The following is a 25,568-nucleotide window of genomic DNA, read 5'->3' on the forward strand; positions in this document are numbered from 1 at the left end:
AGCGATCTCATTATTTGGGATATAGTTTCAATATATATCCTAGCGGCAATGCGCGCTAAAAGGGAAGAGGCGCGGTCGGGCTGGCGGTCGCTTCGCCAGCCGCTATAGGAGGGGCGTTCGCAACCGGAGCCTTTCCCGCATGACCCGCCAGCTCGCCATCGGCCTCGTGGCCCACGACGACAAGAAGGCCGACCTCGTGGCCTGGGCCAAGGCGAACGCGGCTTTCCTGGAGAAGAACGTGCTGTACGGCACCGGCACCACCGGCGGCCGCGTGCTGGAGGCTCTCCCCCAGTTGCAACTGACCCGTCTGAAGAGCGGACCCCTGGGCGGCGACCAGCAACTGGGCGCGATGATCGCCGAGGGACGCCTGGACATGCTGATCTTCTTCGTCGACCCGCTGTCGCCCCAGCCGCACGACGTGGACGTCAAGGCGCTGATCCGCCTGGCGACCCTGGCCGATATTCCGTTCGCCTGTAATACGGCTACGGCGACGCTGGTGGTGCGCGGGTTGCAGTAGGGCCAAGATCCCCCTCCAGGGGGATCGTCAGGCGGGGAACTTCATCAGGTTCGGCTTGGGGATCGCGGCCTTGAAGCTGCCGCGGCTCTTGGAGGTGTCGAGCCCGAACTCGGCCCAGGCGGCCAGGAAGCCGGTCTGCGGCGCGCTGGTCGCCAGCGGGACGAGGTTCAGCACCGGACGGGCGGCGACCAGGGCGCGGGCGGCAGCCCAGGCCTCTGGCTCGGCGGTGGCGTAGGCGCCGTCGCTGGCCACCAGTTCACCAGCCAGGGCCGGATCGGCGAAGCGCAGCGTTACGGGCGTATCGGGCGGCAGGTCCGACAGGCTGGTCAGCGCCTCAATGACGGCCGACAGACTCATTCTGGCGGGCGAGGTGCGACGCTCGCCGCCCGCCGCGCCCTTTATCGTGGCCGCGCCCGACTCTCCGTCGGTCTTCCGTACGAACGCCCAGCCGCCATAGCCGGGGTCTTGCTTGCAAAGAGCGGCGGTCCACAGGGTCACGGCTGGGCTGGTCATGGCCGTTTCCTAGCGTCTTGCCGGGTAGTCCGCTACTGCGCGCGGTAACGACCCTGAACAAAGTGTAAACAAGGTCCTAAATCTTAGAGTTAACGTCATTTTCACTTTGGTGAACGCGGTTATAAATAGTGCGTTCGCACCATCCGCCGACTGTGGCTGGTTGAAGCAAAAAGCGTGCCAAAATGGGTCAAAACCGCCATTTCTCCGGCTGTCGGGGTCATCAAAGTTAATGTGATCTGAATATTCGTGGTTAACAGGCGATTCAGGCCTGTTAACCCCTTGTTAAGAGCGTTGGCTCCGGTTTTGCTGATCTCGCGTTAAATCCATCCCGGCCGTGCCGAGGTGGGACGATCCCGGTGCGGAGTACGCGAGCGATGTTCGAATTCGTGGGGCGCGATCTGAAGCGACTGCTTGGCGTCGAGGGCCAGGGACGGGTGTCTCATGCCGCGGCGCATAGAGAGGGCCTGACCGGCGGCGATACCGCGCTGCTGGAGCTGATGGACCTGCGCCTGTTGACCAACGAGGCTCGCGCCGCCGACGTCGCCGCCGGCCGCATCGGCTGCAAGGATCGCGCGGTGCGCCTCTTGGAAGCCGCCGTCGTCTGGCGCGAGGTGGCCCGCCGCACCGGCGACGCCGCCGCCCTGCGCAAGGGCGCGGCCCAGGCCGAGGCGGCCGCCAGGCTGGCCGACGCCGAGCGTAAACCCGACCTCGTCTGCGCCGCGCGTTGCGAGCAGGCGGTGCTGGCCATGCTGGGCGCCGAACTGTTCGGCGACGAGGGCCTGCACGCCGCCGCCAACGCGACCCTGTCGCTGGCCAAGACGACCCATGGCCCGCACGCCGCCCTGGCCGCCAGCCTGCTGGCCGCCGTCGACGGCCGCATGGCCCTGTCCGAAAACGACATCGACCGCGCCCTGGCCGCGGCCCAGGCCTTCGAGACCCCGCTGGCGATCCTGGCGGGGGAGCGCGGCGCCAAGGCCGGCGGCGCCCGCCTGCAGCTGGCCGAGCAGCGCGCCGCGCGCATCGACCTGCTTCTGGCCTGCGCTGTCCATCTGAAGGACCGGGCCCTCGTCGAGGTCGCTCTGGCCGAATCCCGCACGGCGCTGGCCGCGCTCGATCCCGATTTCGAGCCCCTGACGTGGTCGCGCCTGGAGCTGCTGCGCGCCGAGGCCCTGGCCCGCCTTGGCGACTATGACGGCGAGCTGTCGATGATCGCCGACGCGGTCGAGGCTGCGACCCAGGCCCTGGAACCGCTGGATCCGGGCCACAGCCCGCTGGACTGGGCCCGCGCCCAGGCTTCGCTGGGCGAGGCCCTGCAGGCCATGGGCGAGGCGACGACCTCGGAGCGCTGCTTCGAGCAGGCCGTCACCTGCTACGACCGCGCCACCCATATCGTGAAGGTGCAGCCAGCCCTGACCCTGCGCGCCGCGGTGGCCAACAACCGCGCCCTCAGCCTGGCCCGCTGCGCCGAGCTGACCGCCGATCTGGCCGTGCTCGACGCCGCCGAACTGGCCTTCAAGGCCGAGCTGGCCGAGCAGCCGGGCGCGCGCGATCCCGCCGGTTGGGCCGTGGCCCAGATGAACCTGGCCCGCCTGTACGAGGCCCGGGTCGAGATCACCGGCCGCGACGACGGCCGCCTCGACCGCGCCGCCACCGCCCTGGCCGTGGCCTTCGATGTCTTCGCCGAGCTGGGCCTGCGGTCGCTGACCGACATGGCGGCCCAGGGGTTGCAACGGATCAGCCAGGCCAACGCCGCCTGACCCGAAATGAAACGCGGAGCCCTGACGGGCCATCCGACAAGACCATAGGGATGATAACAGTGATCGCTTCGTTCGTTCTCGCCGCCGCCGTCACCACCGCCGCTCCGTCCATCCAGGCCGAGCCGCAGGCCCGCGTGGTCCAGGTGGCGCAGCCGCGCGAAGCCGTCGCCCTGCTGAGTTGCATGGTCAAGAGCAACGGCGGTCTGGCCGATTGCAGCGTCCAGGCCGAAAGCCCCCGTGACCTGGGCGTCGGCGACGCCGCCCTGCAGATGGCCTCGCAGATCCAGGTCGACCTGCTGGGCCCCGACGGCAAGAGCCGCGCCGGCTCGTTCATCGACGTGCCGATCCGCATCCGCATCCGCTAGGTCGGCGGACACGAGGCGCGCCGTCAGGCGGCCGCGCTCTCTTTCTCGCCTCGCGCCGTCAGCCAGTACATCACCGGCGTCGCCACCCGCGACAGCACGGTCGAGGTCACCAGGCCGCCGATGATGGCGATGGCCAGCGGCGAGTAGAGACCCGAGCGTTCCAGCGCCAGCGGCAGCAGCCCGCCGATCGCCGTGGCCGAGGTCAGCAGCACCGGCAGGAAGCGCACCTCGCCGGCCTTCTCGATGGCGTCGTGCAGGTTCATGCCTTCGCGACGAAGCTGCTCGGTGAAGTCGACCAGCAGGATCGAGTTCTTGATCTCGATGCCGATCAGCGCGATCAGGCCGATGGTCGCCGTGAACGACAGCGAATTGCCGGTCAGCCACAAGGCCGCGGCCGCGCCGAACACCCCGAACGGGATGATGCCGGCCACGACGAGGGCGGTCTTGAACTTGCGGAACTCCAGGACGAGCACCGCCAGGATCCCGAACACCGCCACCATCACCGCCGCGCCCAAGCCAGCGAAGCTTTCCGACTGGGCCTCGGCCTGGCCGCCCAGGGTGAGGGCGTAGCCGGGCGGCATGGGCAGCGCCTTCTGCAGCCTGGCCAGAACCTCCTTGGTGACGTTGTCGGTCAGGTAGCCGGTGCGGACGAAGGCGGTGACCGTCACCGTCCGCTCGCGGTCGAAGCGGTCGATGCGGGCGGGGCTGGACTTGAGGCTGGGCGTGGCGATGGCCGACAGCGGCGCGGCCTCGCCCTCGGCGGTGGGCACATAGACGCCTGACAGGGCCGACAGGGCGTTGCGGTCGGCGCCGTCGACCTGCTGCATGGGCAGGCGCACCTTCACCGCATAGTCGTCGCCGTCGGCGTCGCGGAAGCGGCCGGTCTCCTCGCCCGACAGCGACAGGCGGGCCACGCGACGGGCCGCTCCGGCCGGCACGCCCAGGGCCGCAGCCTTGGCCTCGTCTATGCCGAGATCAAGGTCGGTGCGATCCAGCCGCACCGGATTGCCCACGTCGCGCGTGCCCGGCGTGGCCTTGAGCACCGCCTCGGCGCGCACGGCCAGGGCTTTGAGCACCTCCAGATTGCGGCCGGTGATGCGCACGGCCACGGGCGCTTCGATCGGCGGACCGTTCTCGAACACCTCGACGCTGATCCGCGCGCCGGGATAGCGGGCGAAGTCGGCGCGAAGGCGGTCGAGCAGCTTCTCGCTCTTGCCCGGCTCCCAGCGCTTGAGGCTGACGAACATCTCGCCATAGGTCACCGCGCTCTCGCGCTGGGACTGGTTGTAGAACACCTGCGGATTGCCGCGCCCCAGATTGGCGGCGCGCCAGATCACCTCCGGCTCCCTGGCCAGCCGCTGGTCGACATAGCGCAGGGCCGCGTCGGTGCGGGCCAGGGACGAGCCGTCGGGGGTGACCACCCGCACCAGGAACTGCGGGGTCTCGGCCGCCGGGAACAGGCTGGAGCCGGCCGCCTGCAGCATTGGAACCGCCGTGGCGCAGAGCGCCAGCATCAGGGCCAGCGCGAGCCACGGCCGCGCCAGGGCGTGGTGCAGAACGGGGCGGTAGACGGTGTGGATGACGCGATTGACCGCCTGCAGCAGGCGGTTGCCCTCGGGGTCGGAATGCTTGTCCAGCACTCGGCTGGCCAGGAAGGGGATGATGGTCAACGACACCAGCAGCGACGCGCCCACCGTGCATAGCACCGTCACCGGCAACGAGCGGATGTAGGCGCCCGAGCCGGCCGGCAGGGCCATCAGCGGCAGGAAGGCCAGCATCAGGGTGGCCGTACAGCCGATCACCGCCAGGGCGATCTGGCCCGAGCCGTTGATCGCCGCGGCCGTGCGCTCCTCGCCTTCCCGAATTCTGCGGGCGATGTTCTCGGTGATGACGATGCTGTCGTCGACCAGCAGGCCCAGCGCCAGCACGAAGCCGGCGATCGACAGCTGGTTCAGGGTGAAGCCGAAGGCCTGGATCAGAGACAGGCCGATCAGCAGGCTGAGCGGGATCGAGACCATCACCACCAGACCAGCGCGCGGACCCAGCGGCAGCAGGGTGATCAGCACCAGCACTAGGGCCAGACCGAAGTCGCGCAGCAGGTTGTTCAGCCGGTGCTCGACATTGCGGGCCTGGACGAAGCCGCGCTCCAGCTTGACCCCGGCCGGCAGCGCCCTTTCATAGTCGTCGAGTACGGCCTCGACGGCCTTGGTGATCTTGCCTACGTCCTGGCCGTCCTTCTGGGTGACGGCGATGAACACCGCCCGCTTGCCGTCGAAGCGGGCGACGTGGGTCGGCTCCTCCTGGGCCCAGGCCACCTCGGCGACGTCGCGCACCCGCACCACCTGGCCGCCGATCGAGCGGACGGGAGTGTCCTTGACGGCGTCCAGCGAGCGGAAGGCTCCGCCGGACTTGACGTTGAAGCGCCGGGTGCCGGCCTGGACCGCGCCGATCGGGGCCTCGGCCCCCGCCGCGCGCAGGGCGTCGGCGACCGCGGAGGCCGGCAGCTTCAGGGCCGACAGTCGAGCCAGATCCAGCGACACCCGCACCTCAGAGGCCGGGGCGCCGTAATAGCGGGTCTGGCGCACGCCCGGCACGCGGTCGAGGCGTTCGGACAGGCGGTCGGCGGCCTTCTCCAGCCGGCGCATGGGCAGGCTGTCGCTGACCAGGGCGACCTGGACGATGGCGACCTCGGTGGTGCGCACGCGCTCGATGTCGAGACGCTGCAGGCCAGCGGGCAGGCTGCCGCGGATGGCGTTCACCTCGCGAACCACCTGGTCGAACTTGCGCTCGGGATCGACGTCCCAGGTGAAGAACACCCGCACGATCGCCGCGCCGTCGAGGCTGGTGCTCTCGACCTTGTCGATATTGTCGAGACCATAGACCGCCGTCTCGATCGGGTCGGCGACCAGCTGCTCCATCTCGGCCGGCTCGGCTCCGGGCAGAACGGCGCGGACAATGACGATGGGGATCGGGAAGTGCGGGTCCTCCGACCGCGGCACGGTCAGCAGGGCGTTGACGCCCAGCATGACCAGCAGGCCGAAGGCGACGATGGTGAACTGCCAACGCCGGACGGCGAAGGCGGCGAGGTCTAGGCTCATCGGGCGGCGACCCTGGCCAGGGCGCGCGGATCGACCACGGCCACCTTCTCGCCGTCGGAGACGAAGCCGGCGCCGGCGGTGATCACCCGGGTTCCGGCCGCTAGGCCCGCCACCAGGGCGTCGTCGCCGTCGAAGCCGCCGAAGCGGACGTTGACGCGGCGGGCCGTCGCCCCGTCCAGGCGCAGCACGGCCGCCTTGTCGCCCGAGGCTTCCAGCAGGGCTTCGGCCGGGATGCGGACGAACCCGGCGCGGGCGGCGGTCTGGGCGGCGGGCGCTTGCAGACGGGCGGCGGCGATCTGGCCGCTCTTCAGTCCGGGCGGGGCCTGGACCTCGATCTCGACGCTCACCGCGCCGGTGCGGGCGTCGGCCGCCTGGCCCAGGCGCGTGACGACGCCGGTCAGGGTCTGGCCGGGCAGGGCGTCGGCGGTGACGGCGGCGCTGGAGCCGACCTTCACCCGCGCCGCATCGCGCGCTGGCAGCGGCAGGCGCAGGACGAGCGGGCTGGAGAGGTCGGCGACCGTCAGCACCGTCTGGCCGGCCGCCACCACCTCGCCGGCCTGGGCCGTGCGGACCAGCACCACGCCGGAGACGGGCGAGGACAGCGCGGCCCAGCGCCGGTCGAAGGCAGCGCCCGCGTGAGCGGCCTGGGCCGCTTTCAGCGCGCTTTCCGCGTCGTCCAGCCGGGCCTTGGCCACGAAGCCGGTGGAGTAGAGCTTCCGGGCCCGGTCGGCGTCGCGGCGGGCGCGCTCCAGGTCGGCGGCGGCCTGGGCCTGGCGGGCGTCGACCCCGGCCGGATCGATGGCGGCCAGGAGCTGGCCGGCCCGGACCGTGTCGCCGGATTCGACGTTCATGCGAGTCAGCACGCCGGGGATGCGGAACGACAGCGCCATCTCGCGGCGACGCTGCAACGCGCCCGAGCCGGTCAGTTCGGAGGCCGCGTCCGGCGCGCCGACGGTGACGGCCTCGACGGCCGGGGGCGGGGCGGCCTGCGGGGTCTGCGCCTTGCCGCCGCACGCGACCAGCAACAGGCCGCCGCCCAGGGCCAGCGCCGTCAGCAGCACGACGCCTCCATAACCAGCACGCGCCCCGTCCATTGCCCTCGCCCCCATCATTGATCGGTGATAAGTTATCACTGATCGATTATTGTGGGTTGTCAAGGCGGACCGAACACGGAAAGGAGGGACGATGACCGCGTTGAAGATCCGTTCCCCCCGCAAGCCTAAGGGCCAAGGCGCCGAGCGCCGTGAGGAGATTCTGGATGCGGCGCTGAAGCTGTTCAGCTCCAAGGGTCTGCACACCGTCTCGACCCGTCAGATCGCCGAGATGGTGGGCATCTCACAGCCGGCGCTCTACGCCTATTTCGCCACCAAGGACGACATCACCGCCGAGCTGTGCATCCGCGCCTTCGCCATACTGGTCGAACGCATGGAGGCCGCCCGGGCCGATTTCAGGCCGACGGCCGAATGCTTCGAAAAGGCCCTGCGGGTCTATGTCGACTTCGGCCTGCAGAACCCCGACGCCTACCGCGTGGCCTTCATGGTCGAGAAGGGACTGGACGGGACCTACAAGGAGCGGGTCGGCGACAGGCCGATGATGGCCGGCATCGGCGCCTTCCAGCGCTTCGCCGAGATCGTGGGCGAAATGCGCGACGCGGGTCTCACCCACGACGACGACGTCCAGCGCATGACCCAGACCCTGTGGGCGGGCCTGCATGGCCTGGTGTCGCTGCTGATCGCCCGGGCCGACTTCCCGTGGGTGGAGCGCGAGGTGCTGATCGCCTGCCACATCTCGCTGCTGCGGCGCGGGGCATTGAAGGGCGTGGCCTGAACGGCACGGGATGAAGGACGTGCGTTGAACTGAAGGCGCTGGGAGCCTACATCCGCGCCTCGCATTCCCCAGACGAAAGACGCCGCCCATGGCCAAGCTGCAGCCCCTGGAAACCTTCTCCCTGCAGGAGACCGAAGACGGCTACCGCCTGCTGGTCTCGGCCGTCGGCGGCGAGGCCATCTACGTCTCGATCACGTCGGAACAGATGGACGAGATCATCGACAGCCTCGACACCGCCCTGACGGGCGAGGAAGAGACGTCGGGCGAAGAGGATTTCGACGACGCGGACTGAGGTCCGAGGAACCTCCCCCTGTGAGGGAGGCGATCGCGTAGCGATCGGCGGGGGAAGGGGTTGCGAAGCCGGCCAAGGCATCGTCAGCTGAAAACGTCCCCCCCTCCGGCCCTCCGGGCCACCTCCCCCGGAGGGGGGGATCGCTAAGCCGCCTTCGCGTTGGTCGGTCGGTAGTTGGCCGCGTCCGTCGTGAATTCGGCGTGGCCGTAGCGCTTCAGCAGGGCCCGGATCCGGCGGATCATCGCCGCGTCGGCGACCTCGCGCAGCACCGGCAGGCGGTCGGCCAGATCGAAGGCCTTCATCTGCAGCGTCACCAGCAGCGCCACGACGATGAAGGTCGCCTCGTCGGCCGGGGTCACGTCGATGCCCATGGTCGCCGCCCGCGCCCGGTCGCCGCGCATGAAGTGGCGCAGGAAGAAGGCCTTGGCGAAGCGGCGCTCGATGCGGTCGTGCAGGCGGTTGGCGGGGCTCTCGTCGGGCGGCAGGTAGGCGTCGAGCGTGGCGCGGATCAGCGCGCCGCAGGTCTCGTCGTCGAAGCCCCGGCGCAGCGTGCTGTCGCGGGCCGTCATCATCCGCACGATCCCCTCGGGTGTATCGGCCAGCAGGTCTTGCGGTAGGCCCAGCAGGAAGCAGCGATAGCGGGCCAGCTCGACCTTGGCGCGCTCGGCCGGGGTGAAGCGGCGGCGGCCCTGGCGCAGCATCTGGAACGACATCAGGAAGATGGGGATCAGGCCGGCCGGCATCTGGTCGACCTGCGGGATCGGCACGCCGTAGACTTCCGCGTTCCAGCGGCCCGAGCGCAGGGCGTTGAACCGCACCATCGAGTGCATCAGCCGCACCATGGCCGCCGCCTTGAAGCCCTCGCCGTGGCGGTCAAGCGCGCCCGGCAGTAGGGTGGTGGTGAAGAAGGCGGCCGTCTCGTTGACCCGCTTGGCGGCGGTCTCGGCGCCCAGCGTCCCGGTCAGGGCCATCGGCAGGGCGGAATACTTGTTGAGGAAGGTGGCGACGAACGCGCCGCGGATGGCGAAGGGGCCAAGGTGGGCGGCGGCGTTGCGGTCCAGACGCTGGCCCTCGCGCACCAGGTCCATGTCGATCCAGTCGGGCGTGGCCTCCATCTCGGCGACGAAGGCGGCCAGCTCGGGCGGGGCGTCGGCCACGGCCTCGATCCCGCGCTCGCAGGCGGTGACGAGCATGTCGATGAGCCGGCGAAAGCCGTACTGCGGGATCAGGGCGGCGTAGGCGTCGGCGACGATGTCGCCCAGCATGGTGTAGGCCCGCACGCGGTCCAGGTCGTCCTGGCTGACCGACACGCCGAGGGGCTTGCGGTCGCGGGCGACGGCGAAGCTGGGGTCTTCGGTGAAGCGCTCGGGCGTGCGGTCGAAATCGATCTTGCCGTAGAAGCCCGGCAGCAGGGTCTTCTGCGAGGCGACGCGGGCGCGGACTTCGTCGATGGGACGGATCATCTGGGCTCCTTCCGGTCCGCTCCCCAAGGGAGGGGACCTATTCTCGTCCTTGAGCGTATGTAAGCATTGCTCATGTTCCTACTCGCCTTGTCATTCGCGGGCGCCAGCGCATGGAGGGCGATGGGAAGTGACTGAAAAGAAACGGAGATCGCCGTCGCAGGGACGGGCGCAGGTCACGGTCGACGCCATTCTCGACGCGGCCTTTCAGCTTCTGGAGAGCGGCGGCCCCGAGCGCCTGACCACCAATCACGTGGCCGAGCGGGCTGGGGTCAGCGTCGGTACGGTCTACCAGTACTTCGCCGACAAGCAGGACATCCTGGCGGCCCTGGCCCAGCGGCGCACCAGCGCGGTGCGCGACGCGATCGCTGAGACCCTGATCGAACGGCCGGACCTGGGCAGCGTGCGGCCGATCGTGCGGGCGCTGATGAACGGCTTCGAGGGCTCGCCGGCCACGCGCCAGGCGCTGCTGGGGGCCATGTTCCATCGCGGCGATGCGGTGCTGGAAGAGCATCATCAGGCCTTCCTGGCCTCGATCGCCGGCAAGGCCAGGCTGCAGATCGACCTGACCCCGGAGTCGGCCTTCGTCCTGACCCACGCCGCCGTCGGCCTGTTGCGCGCGGCCGCCGCCGAGCCGGGGCTGGCGCTGGACCCCCAGGCGCTGGAGGACGAGCTGGTGCGGCTGATGGAGGCCTACATCTCGGCGCTGGCGGCCTTGCGTAGACCCTCCCCCTGAAGGGGGAGGGCCTTGTGCGGCTTGCGCTCCGGGTCCAGACGGAGGGCGTCGTCGGCATGGCGACTCGTCAAAGGGCCTGGCGATGCATTCCGATCTCGACACCGACGCGGCCGCCGCGCGGGCGCTGTTCCAGTCGCTGGAGGGCATGGAGGGGCTGAGCCGGCCCGAGCCGGCCCCGGTGCAGAAGGGCAAGGAGCGGTTCCCCGGCCAGGCGGCGCTGGTCAAGCTCTATCCCGGCGTGCTGGTGGCGGGCACCATCGCCCTGGCCTCGACCTGGCTGGCCCAGCACTACGGCGCGCCGGTCATGCTGTTCGCCTTGCTGCTGGGCATGACCTTCCACTTCCTGCACCAGGAAGGCCGCTGCATCCCGGGGATCGAGTTCTCGTCCAAGGCCATTCTGCGGTTCGGCGTGGCGCTGCTGGGCGCACGGATCACCGCCGGACAGATCCTGAGCCTCGGGATCACGCCGATCGTTACGGTGGTCATCGCGGTGGTCTCGACGATCCTGCTGGGCGCGTTCCTTTCGAAGCGGCTGGGACTGCGCCAGGGCTTCGGGGTGCTGTCGGGCGGGGCGGTCGGCATCTGCGGCGCTTCCGCGGCCCTGGCCATCGCCTCGGTGCTGCCGCGCGACAAGCACGGCGAGCGCGACACCATCCTGACCGTGGTGGTGGTCACGGCGCTGTCGACCATCGCCATGATCACCTATCCGCTGCTGACGGCGGCGCTGCATCTCGACCAGACCAAGGCCGGGGTGTTCCTCGGCGGCACGATCCACGACGTCGCCCAGGTGGTCGGAGCCGGCTACATGATCTCGCCGCACACCGGCGACGTGGCCACCTATGTGAAGCTGCTGCGCGTCTCGATGTTGCTGCCCGTGGTGTTCGCCATCGCCTTCCTGGCGGCGCGGATGCTGCCGGGCGGGAGCGGGGGAGCCAAGCCCCAGCTGCCGCTCTTCCTGGTGGCCTTCGCCGCGCTGGTGGCGGTCAACAGCCTGGGATGGCTGCCCAAGGCCGGCGCCGACGCGGCGACGGAGGTCAGCCGCTGGTGCCTGGTCACGGCCATTGCTGGCCTGGGCATGAAGACCTCGTTCAAGGACGTGATGACCGCCGGCTGGCGGCCCGTGGTGCTGATGGTGGTCGAGACAGCGTGGATCGCCGGGGTCGTGCTGGTGGCGGTGGAGTGGTTTCTGTGAAGATCCTCCCCCTGAAGGGGGAGGTGGCCCGAAGGGCCGGAGGGGGAAGCGGCTGCTGACATGCCGCTATCACTTCCCCCTCAGTCGCTCCGCGACAGCTCCCCCTTCAGGGGGAGCATCTATCTGACCGCCACCTGCGTCGTCCGCGCGAGCGCCTGGGCCACGACCGGCGCAAGGTTGGCGGCGATCACGCGGGCGCCTTCGGCGTTGGGATGGATGCCGTCGCTCTGCATGTAGCGGCGCGAGCCGCCTATGCCGGCCAAGAGGTTGGGCAGCAGGGGAGCGGCGAAGTCGCGGGCTAGGTCGGTGTAGACGGCGTTGAAGCGGCGGGCGTAGTCGGCGCCCAGCAGGGCCGGAGCGTTGATGCCGGCGATGGCGGCGGGAATCCGGCGCTCGCGCAGGCGGGTGAGGATGGCGCGCAGGTTGGCCCGCGTCGCCTCGGGCCGCAGGCCTTGCAGCAGGTCGTTGCCGCCCAGGGCGACGACGCAGACGGCGGTGTCGGCCCCCAGCGCGCCTTCGAGGCGCGAGAGGCCGCCGGCGCTGGTGTCGCCGTTGCGGCCTGCGGCGCGGACCTGGACGTTGACGCCGCGTGCGGCCAGCGCCGCCTGCAGGCGGGCAGGCATGGCCTCGCCCTGGCGCACGCCGAGGCCGGCGGTGATCGAGTCGCCCAGCACGGTGACGACCGGCGGACGCGGCGGGGCGACCACGCGCGGCGCGGCGAGCACCGAGCCGGCGGGGAGGGCGAAGAGGCCGGCCAGGATCTCGCGCCGGCCCCAGTTCGAGTCCTTCAGGATATGTGCGTCAGCGAACTTCATTCTTCCTAGGTAGTAAGCCTTTCAGGCCGGGTTGAGGCGCGGCCGCCCCCTGATCGAGCGGTTGTGATCCTTCTTGAGGAAGGCTTGAGATCGGCACGCCGGGCAGGGGCGGCTCGCCGGTCCACTCCCAATGCCAGGGCTCGAACACGTAGTTGACGAAGCCGAAGCGGCCGGCGTTGCGCACCATCCAGCGATAGACGTCCGAGCGGGCCATGGCGCGGCGGTTGTCGTCGGCGCTGGAGTCGGGGCCGTGGCCGGGGGCGGCGGCGATATAGACGTCCATGGCCAGGCCCGTGCGGTGGGCCGAGCAGATGGTGCGGGTGACGCCCTGGCAGTTGTTGTCGCGGGCGCAGCGGGCGGCGTCGGCGGCGGGATCGCGGAAGGCCGAGAAGATGGTCAGCACGCGCGGGTCGCGGTCGGTGACGACGCCGTCCTTCCGCGCCGCCTCGACCATCCGGCGATAGGCCTCCAGCGCGCCGGGGCGCAGCTGGATCGTCTTGCCGCCGTAGGCTTCCTCGGTCCTGGCCGTCGACAGGCTGGCGACGGCGGGGGCGTTGGGGCATTCGCCCCTTGCATTGATGGCCGCAAAGGGGCGGGCCAGGGTCCAGCGGGTCTTCATGACGTCGAAGGTCGCCTGGTCGAGCACGCCGGTCTGCGCAAGGCGCTGGCCCGCCTGCCAGCGGGCGAGGGCGGCGGCGAAGCGGGTCGTGCCCGGCCCGCAGGCGGTGGCCAGCTCGGCGCCGATGCGCGGGGCGTAGATGGCCCAGCCAGTCTCGGCCCGGCCGAACGGCGCCCAGGACAGGGTGTTGAGGCTGGCGGCGTTGGATTCGGCGGCCCCGATCGGGGCGGCGGCCTCGCAGGTCTCGTCGGGCGGCAGGGGCGACAGCGGCGCCGACGGCGGATCGTTGGAGGGCACGTATTGCGTGGCGGGCTCGATAGCGGCGGTTTCATCGCCCGTGGGCGGATCGGCGGGCGGGGCGCCGGTCGGCCAGGCCAGCCAGACCCCGACGCCGGCGCAGCCCGCCAGCAGCAGGACGAGCAGGGCCAGCCCCAGCCGCCGGCCGCGCCGCCGTTCCTTCGTCCCCCTCCGCCACTTCCTGCTCAAGCGCACCCGCCTTCTGGAACTTCGCCATGGCTCAAGGCTTGAGAACGGCAAGACGTTCCTCGTGCGTGGAGTATGCGATGCCTTCGACCTTCCGTCTCGCGGCCCTGATGGCCGGATGCGCCCTGGCCGCGGCCGCCTGTTCGAAGGGCGAGGACAAGGCCGAGGCGCCGCCGCCGGCGGCAGCTCCGCAGCAGAAGGTCGCCCCGGTCGCCAACGGTCGCTCGCCGCTGGCCCAGGCGGTGGAGACGGCCGGGCCGCAGGACGCCCCGCCGGCCGATCCGTCGATGATCGCGCCGTCGCTCGTGCGGGTGCAGGTGCTGCTCGACCGCGCCCGCTTCTCGCCCGGCTCGATCGACGGGGTGACCGGCACGAACCTGCGTCTGGCCATCGAGGCCTTCCAGCAGGCCCGCGGCCTGACGGTGGACGGCCAGGTGACGCCGGACCTCTGGAAGGCGTTGATCGAGGCCGACGGCGGGCCGGTGCTGACCGACTACGTGATCACGGCGGACGACGTGAAGGGACCGTTCGTCAAGGCGATCCCCAAGGACGACTACGAGGCGATGGCCAAGCTGCCGGCCCTTTCCTATACGAGCCCGCTGGAGGCCCTGGCCGAACGCTTCCACATGGACGAGGCGCTGCTGCAGGCCCTGAACCCCGGGGCCGACTTCACCAAGGCCGGCTCGCGGATCGTCGTCGCCGCGCTGGGACCGGCCGAGTTGCCCGCCCGGGTGACGCGGATCGAGATCGACAAGACGATCGGCCAGGTGCGAGCCTTCGACGCCCAGGACGTGCTGCAGGCGGTCTATCCGGCCACGGTGGGCAGCACCGAGCGCCCGGCCCCGAGCGGCGAGCTGGCGGTCAACACCGTCGCGCCGCGTCCGACCTACACCTACGATCCCTCGCGGCTGACCTTCGGCAAGCCCAAGGGCAAGCTGACCATCAAGGCCGGGCCCAACAATCCGGTCGGCGGCACCTGGATCGACCTGACCAAGGACACCTACGGCATCCACGGCACGCCCGACCCCAAGCTGGTCAACAAGCGCGCCTCGCACGGCTGCGTGCGCCTGACCAACTGGGACGCGGCCCAACTGGGCAAGGCGGTGGAGAAGGGGGCCAAGGTGGTGTTCATGGGCGAGGAGGCGAGGGGGGCTTGAGACCCGCCTGCGGCCCGTTCCTACAGATGCTCCCCCTGAAGGGGGAGCTGTCGCGGAGCGACTGAGGGGGAAGGGACTGCCGCCTTTGATGGCGCACTGACCTCATCAGGAACTTCCCCCTCCGGCCCTTCGGGCCACCTCCCCCTTCAGGGGGAGGATCTTGGGCGCGCGACTTTGGCCTCACGCGGCAAGCCGCTGAGCTGATGGAGAGGGCGCGGGGCGTCCGGGCCTCGCCCGGATGTGTGATTTGAATACCGTTTCGACGAAGCAGAACGCCCCGCGCGATCGTTATTCCTCAGGCCGGGGCGCGCGGGCCTTTTCCGCCCTGTGCCCCTTCCATCGCGCAAGCTCCCCGTTTCATGGCGGCCAGGAGGCGCGTATGGCGCGGACTCTTGGGCGGGCGGGAGCCTAGTCAGGCAAGCTCCCGATAGGCGGGTTTACGTCCCCCGCCCTCTGATTAAGTCGCCCGGTCCCGCTCTCGCGACTCCAGGAAACCCCGCTCGATCGCATCCACGTCGCCGCTTTGGGCCGGATCCTTGCGCCCTCTCCCTGCGACGGGACCCAATGATTATGCGGCGGGATTCAGCGCGTCTGATCCAGGCGCGTGAGAAAGTTGCAAGCGATTGATCGCGTTCAGGACCTTTCGGCGAACGCCGGGGATCCACGCTGCTCTATCCCCGTCCGGCACTTCTCCCTTCCCCCATCAAGGGGGAAGGGCTTTGAAAGGCGCGAGGGAGGCGGGTTCAGGCCAGCCTCGTCAGGCACTGCCCCTTCGCCCCTCTGGGCTGCCACTCCCTTCAAGTGGGAGGATCTCCCATGCGTTGTTGCGTCGCAGCATGCGGCCTTGATTTGACAACGTTGTCATCATATATGGCCGGCGTCGGGGCAATCCGGTCCCGGCGACGACAGATGACTGGATCTACCATGCTGAGCCTGATCGCTCTGGCCGTTTCGGCCTACAAGAACCGCGCCGCCCTGTAATTGGCCGCGGTCGTCCCCGGTTTCGGGGGCCACGAGGAAATGGCCCGCGCGCTTCGGCTCGCGGGCCTTTCTTTTGGGTGCGGTGCAGCAATCGGCGTTCGCCAAAGTTGCTTGCATAAAGAGACTTAAGGCCTAGACTTTCCCGGCCAGCCTGGGGAGGACGGCATGAAGATCGCGCGCCAACCGTCGGTGAGAACCTCGCTCGGGGTTACCGACCATCCTTACATGACCGGCGCCTGGACGCCGCAGCACGAGGAGGTCGACGCCGAGGACCTCGTCGTGCTCGAGGGCGCGATCCCGGCCGAGCTGGACGGGGTCTATCTGCGCAACACCGAGAACCCGGCGCACGAGCCCCTGGGCCGCTACCACCCGTTCGACGGCGACGGCATGGTTCACCAGATCGAGTTCCAGGCCGGCAAGGCGCGCTATCGCAACCGCTTCATCCGCACCCGCGGCTTCGAGGCCGAGCAGGAGGCGGGCCAGAGCCTTTGGGGCGGGCTTGCCGACGGGCCGGGCGTGTCGCTGCGGCCGGGCTTCGGCGCGCACGGAAGCCTGAAGGATGCCGCCAGCACCGATATCGTCGTCCATGCCGGCGAGGCGATCGCCACCTTCTACCAGTGCGGCGAGGCCTATCGGCTGGACCCGCTGACCCTGGAGACCCTGGGACCGGCCTCGTGGGCCCCGCTGGATGGCGTTTCCGCCCACGCCAAGGTCGATCCTGCGACCGGCGAGCTGTTGTTCTTCAACTACTCCAAGCACGCGCCGTACATGCATTTCGGCGTCGTCGACGCCTCGGGCCGGCGAACCCTGTATCAGCCCGTGCCGCTGCCGGGGCCGCGCCTGCCCCACGACATGGCCTTCAGCCAAAACTGGGCGATCCTCAACGACCTGCCGGTGTTCTGGGACGCAGGCCTGCTGGAGCGCGACATCCACGCGGTGCGCCTGCACAAGGGCCTGCCGTCGCGCTTCGCGCTCGTCCCGCGCAGGGGCGGCGAGCCGCGCTGGTTCGAAGCCGCGCCGACCTATGTGCTGCATTTCCTCAACGCCTATGAGGAGGGCGACGAGGTGGTGGTCGACGGCTACTTCCAGGAGAACCCGACGCCGCGTCCGCTGTCCGGCGCGCCCGAGCAGTACGCCCACCTGATGGCCTATCTGGACGAGCACAGCTTCCGGCCCAAGCTTCATCGCTGGCGGTTCAACCTGGCGACGGGCGAAACGGTGGAGCAGCGGCTGGACGACCGGGTGCTGGAGTTTGGCATGTTCAACCAGGCCTTCGCCGGCAAGCCCTATCGCTACGCCTGGTCGACGACGGCCAGGCCGAGCTGGTTCCTGTTCGACGGCTTCGTCAAGCACGACCTCGTTTCGGGCGAAAGCTGGAGCCTGAAGCTGCCCGAGGGCCGCTACGCCAGCGAGGCGCCCTTCGCAGGCCGGCCGGGCGCGACCGACGAGGACGACGGCTGGCTGGTCAGCTTCATCATCGACGAGAACGCCGGGACCTCGGAGTGCCTGGTGGTGGACGCGCGGACGATGGAGCCGGCGTGCCGGATCGCATTGCCGCACAAGATCAGCAGCGGGACGCACAGCGTCTGGGCAGGGCGGGGAGAGCTTCGGGGCTAGATCGCGGCCAGCCCGCCTCCGATCATTCGCCGCCCAGGAACCTTGGACCTTCACCGCTGCCGACACTGTGCGGGCGCCACTAGTGTTCGAGATGGGTGGGAAACAGTCCTTGTAGTGGACTATGAAACACCCAGAGCGGGAGCCTTCCATGAACTCTGATGAACTTCCTCGCGCCCAGGGCATCATGCGGTTTGATTTCGACCGTTACGACGATCTCCAGGGTCAATCGACTTGCCGCATCATGGCTAAGATCGAGGCTGACGATCCGAGGCCCACTTGGTGGGAAATGGTCGTGATGGGCGAGACCCTCGGTCTGCATATCACGGTAAACAGGGACACTGACGAGCTGATCGTCGCGCTCACCAACGTTGCGGAACCCGGCGGGGGGCAGTGGATCGACATCGAACAGCTAGCTGATTGTATTGGAGGCAAAATCGGCTGGTGCTGGTCCGCGCTAAATTCCCAAGGTTATTGGGATTTGTTCGTGCTGTCGTTCGAGGGCAGTGTAATTCCAAGCGTAGCCTTTCTCGGAATGGCGTCGGAAGTGCGCGTAATGCGGATGACTCTGATCGAGCAGCCGTCTGCCACTGAGGTGTTTGAGCCTTAGGCTACCCGGTGTCCGCTCAGGGGCTGGACCGAAGTAGGGTTCGCCGCCGGCTTCGGATGATCAGATCGACGTCGCAGCGAGTGTCTGTCTCGGTCAACACCTGCTCCTTGGCCTGATCGGTCGGCGGCTTCGCTTCAAGCCTTGCGCGGAAACCACGGCACGAACCCTGAGGTCCGCGCCACATAGGCCGCGTAGTCCGGCCTCGTCTTCTTCAGGCGGCCCTCGGTGGTGGGTACGCCGCTCCAGCGGATCAGGGTGAAGGTCAGCAGGATCGGGCCGACGATCGAGGCGAGGCCCCAGGGCAGGGCCTCGGCGGCGATCAGGAACAGGCCCCACCAGGTGCAGGCGTCGCCGAAGTAGTTGGGGTGGCGGGTATAGCGCCACAGGCCCCTGTCCATCACCTTGCCGGCGTTGGCGGGATCGGCCTTGAAGGCGACGAGCTGGGCGTCGCCGATGGTCTCGAAGGCGATGCCGATAACCGCCAGGGCCGCGCCGGCGAAGGCCAGCGGGCCGAGCGGCCCGGGCGCCTGGCCCAACTGCACCGGCAGGGCGACGACGAACTGCATGACGTACTGCAGGGAGAAGACCAGCAGCAGAGAGGCCTTGGCGAAGCTCCAGCCGCGTTCCTTCTCGGCATGGGCCAGCATGGCGACGTAGCGCCGGTCGGCGCCGTGCCTGCGCCAGCGCCAGAGGAGATAGCCGCCCAGGCGCACGGCCCAGACGGTGCAGATCGCCGTCAGCAGCATGCCGCGCGGCGTGGGCGGGCCCTGCAGGAAGGCGGTCCAGGCGATCAGCGCCATGCCCAGCCCCCACCAGGCGTCGACGAAGCTGACGTCGCGGATCTTCAGCGAGACCAGCCAAAGCGCCAGGAAGGCGGCGGCCGAGACGGCGGCGTCGACGAGCAGGATCTGCAGCATGTCAGGTTCCGATCACCAGGCTGACCGTGGTGGTGGTCGAGCCGCCGATATTGAGGGTCTGGACGTTGCGGGCGCCGGCCACCTGGTAGTCGCCGGCCGTTGCCGTGACCTGCTTGAAGGCGTCGAGCGCCATGCGCACGCCGGTGGCGCCGACCGGGTGGCCTGCGCCGATCAGGCCGCCGGAAGGATTGATCGGCAAGCGCCCTCCCATGGCGGTGTCGCCGGCCTCGATCGCCTTCCAGGCCTGCCCCGGAGCGGTCAGGCCCAGATGATCGATCGCCATGTACTGGGTGATGGCGAAGCAGTCGTGGGTCTCGACGGCGTGGATGTCCGACAGGTGGGCGATTCCGGCCCGGGCGCGGGCGTCGTCGATGGCGCGGCGCACCTGCGGGAACACGTGGCCCCCCTCAGAACTGGCTTCGCGGCTCGTCGCCAGCTTGCGGTCGAGCGGGATCGGGGCGGAGCGATGGCCCCAGCCCTTGATGCGGGGCAGGCTCTCGACCGGGACGCCCCGAGCGTCGGCATAGGATCTGGCGCGTTCGGGCGAGGCCAGGAAGAGCACCGCGGTTCCGTCCGTGACCTGGCCGCAGTCCTGCTTGCGGGTGCGGCCCTCGACCACCGGATTGGCGACGTCGTCGGCGGTGAAGGCTTCGGGCGGGAAGCGCCAGTCGCGGGTCTGGGCGTTGGGGTTGCGGCGGGCGTTGGCGAAGTTCTGCGCCGAGATCGCCATCAGGTGCTCGTAAGCCAGGCCAAAGCGCTGGTCATAGACCTCGGCCAGGTCGGAGAAGGCGGCGGGCCAGAGGAAGCGGGCGTCCTGGAACTCGTGGCCGGTCCAGGCGGCCGCGCCCAGGTGCTCGGCGGCGGTCTGGCCGGGAACGTTGCGCATCTGCTCGATCCCGACCACGCAGGACAGGCCATAGCGGCCGGCCTCGATCTCGGCGGCGGCGGCCAGGACGGCGCAGCTGCCAGACGCGCAGGCGGCCTCGTGGCGCATGGTCGGCAGGCCGTCGAGCTTAGGATGGACCAGGCCGAAGAAGCCGCCCAGCAGGCCCTGGCCCGCGAACAGCTCGCCGGCGAAGTTGCCGACGTGGCCGGTCTCGATGTCGGAAGGGGCGAGGTCGGTGGCCGCAAGTCCCTGCGCCACCGCCTCGCCAAACGCGTCGGCCAGGCCCCAGCCCCGGCGCGACCAGTTCGCGGAGAAGTCGCTCTGCCATCCCCCCAGGATGTAGACCATGGCTGCCTCCGCGCCGGCGAGATTACCCGTCCCCGCTCTTGTTAGTCTCGTTATAAAAGCTACAGACAGGCGAGGCAATCGGCCAAGATTGACAGGCGGCCGCGAACGCTCGCACCAAGGGGAAGATGTCGCCCGAAAACCACAGTTTCCGCACGGTCAGGGCCAGTTCGGCGGCGCGGGCGCTGACCCTGATCGGCGACCGCTGGACGCTGCTGGCGCTGTATGCGGCGTTCAGGGGCATCAGCCGCTTCGACGGCTTCGTGGCCCATACCGGCATGGCCCGCTCGCTGCTGACCGACCGCCTGGGCCGGCTGGAGGCGGCGGGGCTGATGGAGCGGCGGCCCTACCAGGAAAGGCCGGTGAGGCACGGCTATCACCTGACGGCCAAGGGACTGGACCTGTTCGACGCGGCGCTGATGATCCTGCGCTGGGACCAGAAGCGGACCGACGCCGTCGTCGAAGCCCCGGGCGATCCGGCCCATCGCGTCGTGCACCGCACCTGCGGCTGCGAACTGGTGGCGCAGTTGACCTGCAAGGCCTGCGGGCAGGCGGTGACGGCGCGCAACACGACCGTGGCGCCGGGGCCGGGAGCGGGGCTGGATCCCGCGCCAAGGCCGCGCGCCCAGCGGCGCTCGATCGTCGAGGGCGAGGGCGGCGCGCCGCCGGTGGCCGAGCGGGCCATCGCGGTGCTGGGCGACCGCTGGACCTCGCATCTGGTGGCCGCCAGCTTCTACGGCCTGCGCCGGTTCGGCGACCTGCAGGCCGAGCTGGGCGCGGCCAGCAACATCCTGTCCGACCGCCTGGCGCGGCTGGTGAGCCTGGGGGTGCTGGACCGCGTGCGCTACCAGGAGCGGCCCGAGCGCTGGGAGTACCGCCTGACCGACGAGGGGCGCGAGCTGTTCCCGCTGATCGTCACGCTGATGGCCTGGGGCGACCGCTGGCTGTCGGGACCGGAAGGCGCGCCGGAGGTGCTGACCCATGCGCCGTGCGGTCAGCGGCTGGAGGCGGTGGTGCGGTGCGAGGTCTGCGGCGGGGTGGTCGGGCCGGAGACGACTACTCCTCCCCCGTGAAACGGGGGAGGTGGCGCGGCGCTATCAGCGCCGTGACGGAGGGGGCGCCGCCGCCACTGAGCCCAGTCTCGCCCCCTCCACCGCTTCGCGGTCCCCCTCCCCCGCGAGCGGGGGAGGAGCTTGTGGTTACAGCCGATCCACTGGCGAGGCCGTGTCGCCGGGGGCTTCGCGCGGCGTGGTCATGCGCGAGAGCTTGGGGGTGATCCACTGCTCGAAGTCGTCGATGACCTCGTAGACCACCGGCACCAGCACCAGCGACAGGATGGTCGAGGTGATCAGGCCGCCGATCACGGCCACGGCCATGGGCTGGCGGAACTCCGAGCCCTGGCCAAGGCCAAGGGCTGTGGGCAGCATGCCGGCCATCATGGCCAGGGTGGTCATGACGATCGGCCGGGCCCGCTCGTGGCAGGCGTCGATCAGGGCCTCGCGCTGGCTCATGCCGGCGCGTTCCTGCTCGATGGCGTACTCGACCAGCAGGATCGAGTTCTTGGCCGCCAAGCCCATCAGCATCAGGAAGCCGATCAGCGACGGCATCGACAGCGGCTGGCCGCAGACCACCAGGGCCACCAGGGCGCCGCTGATGGCCAGCGGCAGGGCCGAGATGATGGTGATCGGCTTGAAGAAGCTGCGGAACAGCAGGACCAGCACGCCGAACACCAGGCCGACCGCCGAAAGGATGGCGACCGCGAAGCCGCTGAACAGCTCGGTGAACGCCTCCTGGTCGCCGGCCGAGGCGGGGGCGACGCCGGCCGGCATCTTCTTCATCGACGGCAGCTCGTTGATCTCGGCCAGGGCCTGGCCCAGCTGGGCGCCGCCGTTGAGGTCGCCCTCGATGGTCAGCTGACGCTTGCGGCCGAAGCGGTCGATCTTGGCCGGACCGGCCTGGAAGTCGATGTCGGCGACGCTGTCGAGACGGGTGACGCCGCCGCTGGCGGTCGGCACCTGCAGGGCGCCGATGGCCGCCAGGTCCGAGCGCGCGCCGTCGGGCAGGCGGATGCGGATCGGGATGCGGCGCTCGCCCTGGGTCATCTTGGCGACGTTGGCGTCGATATCGCCCACCGTGGCCACGCGGGCGATGGCGGCGATATCGGCGACGCTGACGCCCAGGCGGGCGGCCTCGTCGGCGCGGGGACGGATGACGATTTCGGGACCGCTGGGCGGCGAGGACGGACGCGGGTCGGCGACCGTCTTCAGCGAGCGCATCTCGCGCTCGATCTGTAGGGCGGCCTTGTCCAGCGCCTCGCCGTCCTCGGAGGTGAGGATGTTCTGGATGTCGGCCGCGCCCCAGTCGCTCTGCAGGTTGACGCGGGCGTCGGGGATGTCGCGCAGGCCGGCGCGGATCTCCTGCTTGATCTCGGTGACCGTCAGCTTGCGGTCGCCCTTGAGCACCACGGTGACGGTGCCGTCGCGGACGTCGGCGCCGCTCTGGCCGCCAAAGCCGCTGGCGATGTTGGAGCCGACCTGGACGAAGACGTGCTCGGTCTCGGGGCGGGCCTTGAACATCCTCGTCACGGCCTGGACCGTGCGGTCCATGTCGGTGACGGTCGCGCCGGGCGGGCCTTGCAGCTTGATGTAGTAGTAGTTGGCGTTGCCGGGCGGCTGGAAGCCGACGGCCAGGACGCCGATCGAGGCCAGGAAGCCGGCGCCAACCAGCGAGCCGACGGTCAGCAGGCCGCCCAGGATGAAGCTGATGATCCGGTGATCCAGCGCCCAGTCGAGGCTCTTGCGATAGAGGCCCTCGAACGGCTTGCGCGGGTGGGGGTTCTTCGAGGGCTTGAGGAAGTAGGCCGCCAGCAGAGGGGTCAGCAGGCGGGCCACGACCAGCGAGAACAGCACCGAGACCGCGACGGTCAGGCCGAACTCCTTGAAGAACTGGCCGGGGATGCCGGGCATGTACGACACCGGCACGAACACCGCGACGATGGTGAAGGTGGTGGCCACGACCGCCAGGCCGATGGCGTCGGCGCCCTCCATCGCCGCCTGATAGGGCCGCTCGCCCTTGGACACCCGTTTCTCGATGTTCTCGATCTCGACGATGGCGTCGTCGACCAGGATGCCGATGACCAGGGTCAGGGCCAGCAGGGTGACGACGTTCAGCGAAAAGCCGACCATGGCCATGAAGGCGAAGGTCGGGATCAGCGACACCGGCATGGCGATGGCGGTGATCAGGGTGGCGCGCCATTCGCGCAGGAACAGGAACACAACCAGCGAGGCCAGCAGCATGCCTTCCAGCAGGGTGTGCTCGGTGGCCTTGAAGCTGGCGCGGGTCTCGTCGACCGTTGAGTAGATCTTGGTGAAGGCGACGCCGTTGCTCTTCTGCTCAAGGGTCTCGATGGCGCTCTTCACGCGGTCCTCGACCTCGACGTCGCTGGACTCGCGGGTCTTCATGACCTGGAAGGCCACCACAGGCTTGCCGTCGAGACGGGCGAAGCCGCGTTCCTCGCCGGCGCCCTGGCCCACGTCGGCCACGTCGGTCAGCTTCACGTAGCGCGAGCCGACCGGGATGGTGATCTGCTTGAGCTGGTCCAGGGTGTTGGCCGCGCCGAGCACCCGCAGGGTCTGCTCGCGGCCGCCGACCACGGCCCGGCCGCCGGGGGCGTCGAGGCTGAAATTGGCCAGGGCCTGGTTCAACTGCGGCGCGGTGACGCCGAAGGCGGCCATGCGGGCCGGGTCGATGATGACGTTGATCTCGCGCTCGGCGCCGCCGACGCGGGCCACCTGGGCGACGCCCTTTTCGCCCTGCAGGGCCCGGGTGACGGTGTCGTCGACGAACCACGACAGCTCGGCCGTGCTCATGGACGGCGCCGCGACGGCGTAGGTGATGATCGGGGCGCTGTCGATCTCGAGCCGCTGGACGATCGGCTCGTCGATTTCCTTGGGCAGGCTGGCGCGGGCCTGGTCGACCTTGGAGCGGACCTCGTCGGTGACCTTCTGCAGGTCTTCGCCGAGTTCAAACTCGATCGTGGTTGTCGAGGCGCCCTGCGTCACCGACGAGCGGATCGTCTTGATGTTGGAGATGCCGGAGACCGCGTCCTCGATGGGGCGGGTGACCTGGGTCTCCAGCTCGCCGGGGGCCGCGCCGCTCTGGGTGACCGAGACGGTCACGGCCGGGAAGGTGACGTTCGGGAACTGCTTGACCGGCAGCGACAGATAAGCCGCCACGCCGGCGATGATCAGGGCGATGAACAGGACCGCGACGGGGATCGGGTTCCGGATCGACCAGGCTGAGATGCGGAGTTCGGACATCAGTTCGCAGCCTTGACCGGCTGGGGCTTCACGAGGTCGCCGTCGCCGGCGAAGGCGGCCGAGCCGATGATCACGCGCGTGCCGGAGGCGGGGCCCTGGACCAGCTCGACCCAGCCGCCGCCGCGACGGCCGGTGCGGACCGGCACCTGCTTGGCGCGGTTGTTGGCGTCGACCGTGACCACCGACAGGCCCGAGGCGTCATAGCGGATGGCGGTTTCGGGCACGGCCGTGACCGCCTGGCCCGAGGCCCCGAAGGTCGCCTTGCCGAAGCCGCCGGCCCGCAGGTCCTCGCGCACCGGCAGGCGGATGCGGACCTTGCCGAGGCGCGTGTCGGCGTTGACGCGCGGGCTGACCAGGCGGATGGCGCCGGAAACTTGCTGGCCGCCGGGCAGGGTGACGGTGGCCGGCTGGCCGATCGACAGGCCGGCGAGGTCCTGTTCGTTGACGTCGGCTTCCAGCTCCACGAGGCCGTCGCGGACGATGCGGAACCAGGGCGTCGTGCCGCCGCCGGAGATCTCGCCCGGCTTGACCCCGCGCTCGATGACCCGGCCGCCGACCGGGGCGACGATGGTCATGCGGCTCTGGCGGGTCTTCAGTTCGTTCAGCGAGGCGGCCTGGGCCTTGGCGGTGTAGCGGCGGCTCTCGATCTGTTCCTGGCTGAGCACGCCCTGGCCGTCGAGGCCGGAGACGCGGGCCGCCTCGGCCTGGGCCTGGGCGGCGACGGCGGCCTGCTGGTCGATCTGGGCGCGCAGCAGGGTGGCGTCCAGCTGCACCAGCGGCTGGCCGGCGCGGACATAGTCGCCCTCGTCGGCGTAGATGCGGGCGACGCGGTAGCCGGAGAGCTCCGAGCCGACCACGGCCTCGTCGCGGGCCAGCAGCACGCCGGAGGCCTCGATGCCGCCGCCCAGCGGGCGGGTCTCGACCTGGCCGACGCTGACGGCGCGGGCCTGGCTGGCGGGGGCGGCCTTGTCGGCGTCCTTCTTGCCGCCGCAGGCGGCCAGGGCCAGGGCGGACGCGGTCAGCAGGGCGAGCGCGCGGGCGGAAGTCTTCGTCATGGGCTGGGTT

Annotated in this window: 21 protein-coding genes; 11 read left to right on the plus strand and 10 right to left on the minus strand. The window is 69.9% G+C overall.

Translation table 11 applies throughout. From position 1 onward, the window contains the following. The first annotated feature begins 139 nt into the window (after window positions 1–139). On the plus strand, window positions 140–517 hold the full coding sequence (locus DDF67_RS10755; RefSeq protein WP_109100894.1) for a methylglyoxal synthase: 378 nt from the start codon (window positions 140–142) through the stop codon (window positions 515–517). Between the two features lie 27 nt (window positions 518–544). Here DDF67_RS10755 and DDF67_RS10760 read toward each other — a convergent pair whose 3' ends face one another. Beyond that, on the minus strand, window positions 545–1,030 hold the full coding sequence (locus DDF67_RS10760) for a ribonuclease H family protein (protein WP_109100895.1): 486 nt from the start codon (window positions 1,028–1,030) through the stop codon (window positions 545–547). Window positions 1,031–1,404: 374 nt separating this feature from the next. On the opposite strand from DDF67_RS10760, the gene DDF67_RS10765 reads away from it, so the two are divergent. Together DDF67_RS10765 and DDF67_RS10770 are read left to right on the plus strand one after the other, a co-directional pair. Then, complete coding sequence (locus DDF67_RS10765) at window positions 1,405–2,787, plus strand: hypothetical protein (protein ID WP_109100896.1); 1,383 nt, start codon at window positions 1,405–1,407, stop codon at window positions 2,785–2,787. A 59-nt stretch (window positions 2,788–2,846) separates the two neighbouring features. Then, window positions 2,847–3,152 carry a hypothetical protein gene (locus DDF67_RS10770; RefSeq protein ID WP_109101010.1) on the plus strand — a complete coding sequence of 102 codons (306 nt, stop codon included), beginning with the start codon at window positions 2,847–2,849 and terminating at the stop codon, window positions 3,150–3,152. A gap of 23 nt (window positions 3,153–3,175) precedes the next feature. Here DDF67_RS10770 and DDF67_RS10775 read toward each other — a convergent pair whose 3' ends face one another. Next, the gene (locus DDF67_RS10775; protein WP_109100897.1) at window positions 3,176–6,250 is read right to left on the minus strand and encodes an efflux RND transporter permease subunit; all 3,075 of its coding nucleotides are present in this window, start codon (window positions 6,248–6,250) and stop codon (window positions 3,176–3,178) included. After that, window positions 6,247–7,311 carry an efflux RND transporter periplasmic adaptor subunit gene (locus DDF67_RS10780; protein WP_233247616.1) on the minus strand — a complete coding sequence of 355 codons (1,065 nt, stop codon included), beginning with the start codon at window positions 7,309–7,311 and terminating at the stop codon, window positions 6,247–6,249. Before DDF67_RS10780 ends, DDF67_RS10775 begins: the two co-directional genes overlap by 4 nt. 124 nt (window positions 7,312–7,435) lie before the next feature. On the opposite strand from DDF67_RS10780, the gene DDF67_RS10785 reads away from it, so the two are divergent. Together DDF67_RS10785 and DDF67_RS10790 are read left to right on the plus strand one after the other, a co-directional pair. Next, window positions 7,436–8,077, plus strand: a complete 642-nt coding sequence (locus DDF67_RS10785) for a TetR/AcrR family transcriptional regulator (RefSeq protein WP_109100899.1) — start codon at window positions 7,436–7,438, stop codon at window positions 8,075–8,077. Window positions 8,078–8,165: 88 nt separating this feature from the next. Beyond that, window positions 8,166–8,369 (plus strand): hypothetical protein, encoded by a 204-nt coding sequence (locus DDF67_RS10790; RefSeq protein WP_109100900.1) that lies wholly within the window; start codon window positions 8,166–8,168, stop codon window positions 8,367–8,369. Between the two features lie 143 nt (window positions 8,370–8,512). Here the strand turns inward: DDF67_RS10790 and DDF67_RS10795 are convergent, their stop codons facing one another. Then, on the minus strand, window positions 8,513–9,832 hold the full coding sequence (locus tag DDF67_RS10795) for an oxygenase MpaB family protein (protein WP_109100901.1): 1,320 nt from the start codon (window positions 9,830–9,832) through the stop codon (window positions 8,513–8,515). A 127-nt stretch (window positions 9,833–9,959) separates the two neighbouring features. Here DDF67_RS10795 and DDF67_RS10800 point away from each other — a divergent pair, with 127 nt between their 5' ends. Continuing rightward, the gene (locus DDF67_RS10800; RefSeq protein ID WP_109100902.1) at window positions 9,960–10,565 is read left to right on the plus strand and encodes a TetR/AcrR family transcriptional regulator; all 606 of its coding nucleotides are present in this window, start codon (window positions 9,960–9,962) and stop codon (window positions 10,563–10,565) included. Window positions 10,566–10,647: 82 nt separating this feature from the next. Next, window positions 10,648–11,757, plus strand: a complete 1,110-nt coding sequence (locus DDF67_RS10805) for a YeiH family protein (RefSeq protein WP_109100903.1) — start codon at window positions 10,648–10,650, stop codon at window positions 11,755–11,757. A 119-nt stretch (window positions 11,758–11,876) separates the two neighbouring features. Here the strand turns inward: DDF67_RS10805 and DDF67_RS10810 are convergent, their stop codons facing one another. Beyond that, window positions 11,877–12,572, minus strand: a complete 696-nt coding sequence (locus DDF67_RS10810; RefSeq protein WP_109100904.1) for an arylesterase — start codon at window positions 12,570–12,572, stop codon at window positions 11,877–11,879. Beyond that, window positions 12,559–13,677: a D-alanyl-D-alanine carboxypeptidase family protein gene (locus DDF67_RS10815; RefSeq protein ID WP_233247617.1), complete on the minus strand. Its 1,119-nt coding sequence runs from the start codon at window positions 13,675–13,677 to the stop codon at window positions 12,559–12,561. The genes DDF67_RS10810 and DDF67_RS10815 overlap by 14 nt, the downstream gene beginning before the upstream one ends. Window positions 13,678–13,754: 77 nt before the next feature. On the opposite strand from DDF67_RS10815, the gene DDF67_RS10820 reads away from it, so the two are divergent. From DDF67_RS10820 to DDF67_RS10830, 3 genes are all read left to right on the plus strand, one after another. After that, complete coding sequence (locus DDF67_RS10820; RefSeq protein ID WP_109100905.1) at window positions 13,755–14,831, plus strand: L,D-transpeptidase family protein; 1,077 nt, start codon at window positions 13,755–13,757, stop codon at window positions 14,829–14,831. Between the two features lie 1,146 nt (window positions 14,832–15,977). After that, window positions 15,978–17,429 carry a carotenoid oxygenase family protein gene (locus DDF67_RS10825; RefSeq protein WP_109100906.1) on the plus strand — a complete coding sequence of 484 codons (1,452 nt, stop codon included), beginning with the start codon at window positions 15,978–15,980 and terminating at the stop codon, window positions 17,427–17,429. Window positions 17,430–17,577: 148 nt separating this feature from the next. Further along, on the plus strand, window positions 17,578–18,036 hold the full coding sequence (locus tag DDF67_RS10830) for a DUF6334 family protein (RefSeq protein ID WP_109100907.1): 459 nt from the start codon (window positions 17,578–17,580) through the stop codon (window positions 18,034–18,036). A gap of 134 nt (window positions 18,037–18,170) precedes the next feature. Here the strand turns inward: DDF67_RS10830 and DDF67_RS10835 are convergent, their stop codons facing one another. Both DDF67_RS10835 and DDF67_RS10840 read right to left on the minus strand, forming a co-directional pair. Continuing rightward, window positions 18,171–18,953: a DUF1295 domain-containing protein gene (locus DDF67_RS10835; RefSeq protein ID WP_109100908.1), complete on the minus strand. Its 783-nt coding sequence runs from the start codon at window positions 18,951–18,953 to the stop codon at window positions 18,171–18,173. Between the two features lies 1 nt (window position 18,954). Further along, complete coding sequence (locus DDF67_RS10840; protein WP_109100909.1) at window positions 18,955–20,187, minus strand: acetyl-CoA acetyltransferase; 1,233 nt, start codon at window positions 20,185–20,187, stop codon at window positions 18,955–18,957. Between the two features lie 125 nt (window positions 20,188–20,312). Between DDF67_RS10840 and DDF67_RS10845 the strand changes: the two genes are divergently transcribed. Then, window positions 20,313–21,257, plus strand: coding sequence for a winged helix-turn-helix transcriptional regulator (locus tag DDF67_RS10845; RefSeq protein WP_109100910.1), 945 nt, complete (start codon window positions 20,313–20,315; stop codon window positions 21,255–21,257). A gap of 126 nt (window positions 21,258–21,383) precedes the next feature. On the opposite strand, the gene DDF67_RS10850 is transcribed toward DDF67_RS10845, so the two are convergent. Together DDF67_RS10850 and DDF67_RS10855 are read right to left on the minus strand one after the other, a co-directional pair. Beyond that, window positions 21,384–24,503, minus strand: coding sequence for an efflux RND transporter permease subunit (locus DDF67_RS10850; RefSeq protein WP_109100911.1), 3,120 nt, complete (start codon window positions 24,501–24,503; stop codon window positions 21,384–21,386). After that, on the minus strand, window positions 24,503–25,558 hold the full coding sequence (locus tag DDF67_RS10855) for an efflux RND transporter periplasmic adaptor subunit (RefSeq protein WP_109100912.1): 1,056 nt from the start codon (window positions 25,556–25,558) through the stop codon (window positions 24,503–24,505). The genes DDF67_RS10850 and DDF67_RS10855 overlap by 1 nt, the downstream gene beginning before the upstream one ends. Between the last annotated feature and the right edge of the window lie 10 nt (window positions 25,559–25,568).

Source organism: Caulobacter endophyticus (assembly GCF_003116815.1).
GTDB classification, from domain to species: domain Bacteria; phylum Pseudomonadota; class Alphaproteobacteria; order Caulobacterales; family Caulobacteraceae; genus Caulobacter; species Caulobacter endophyticus.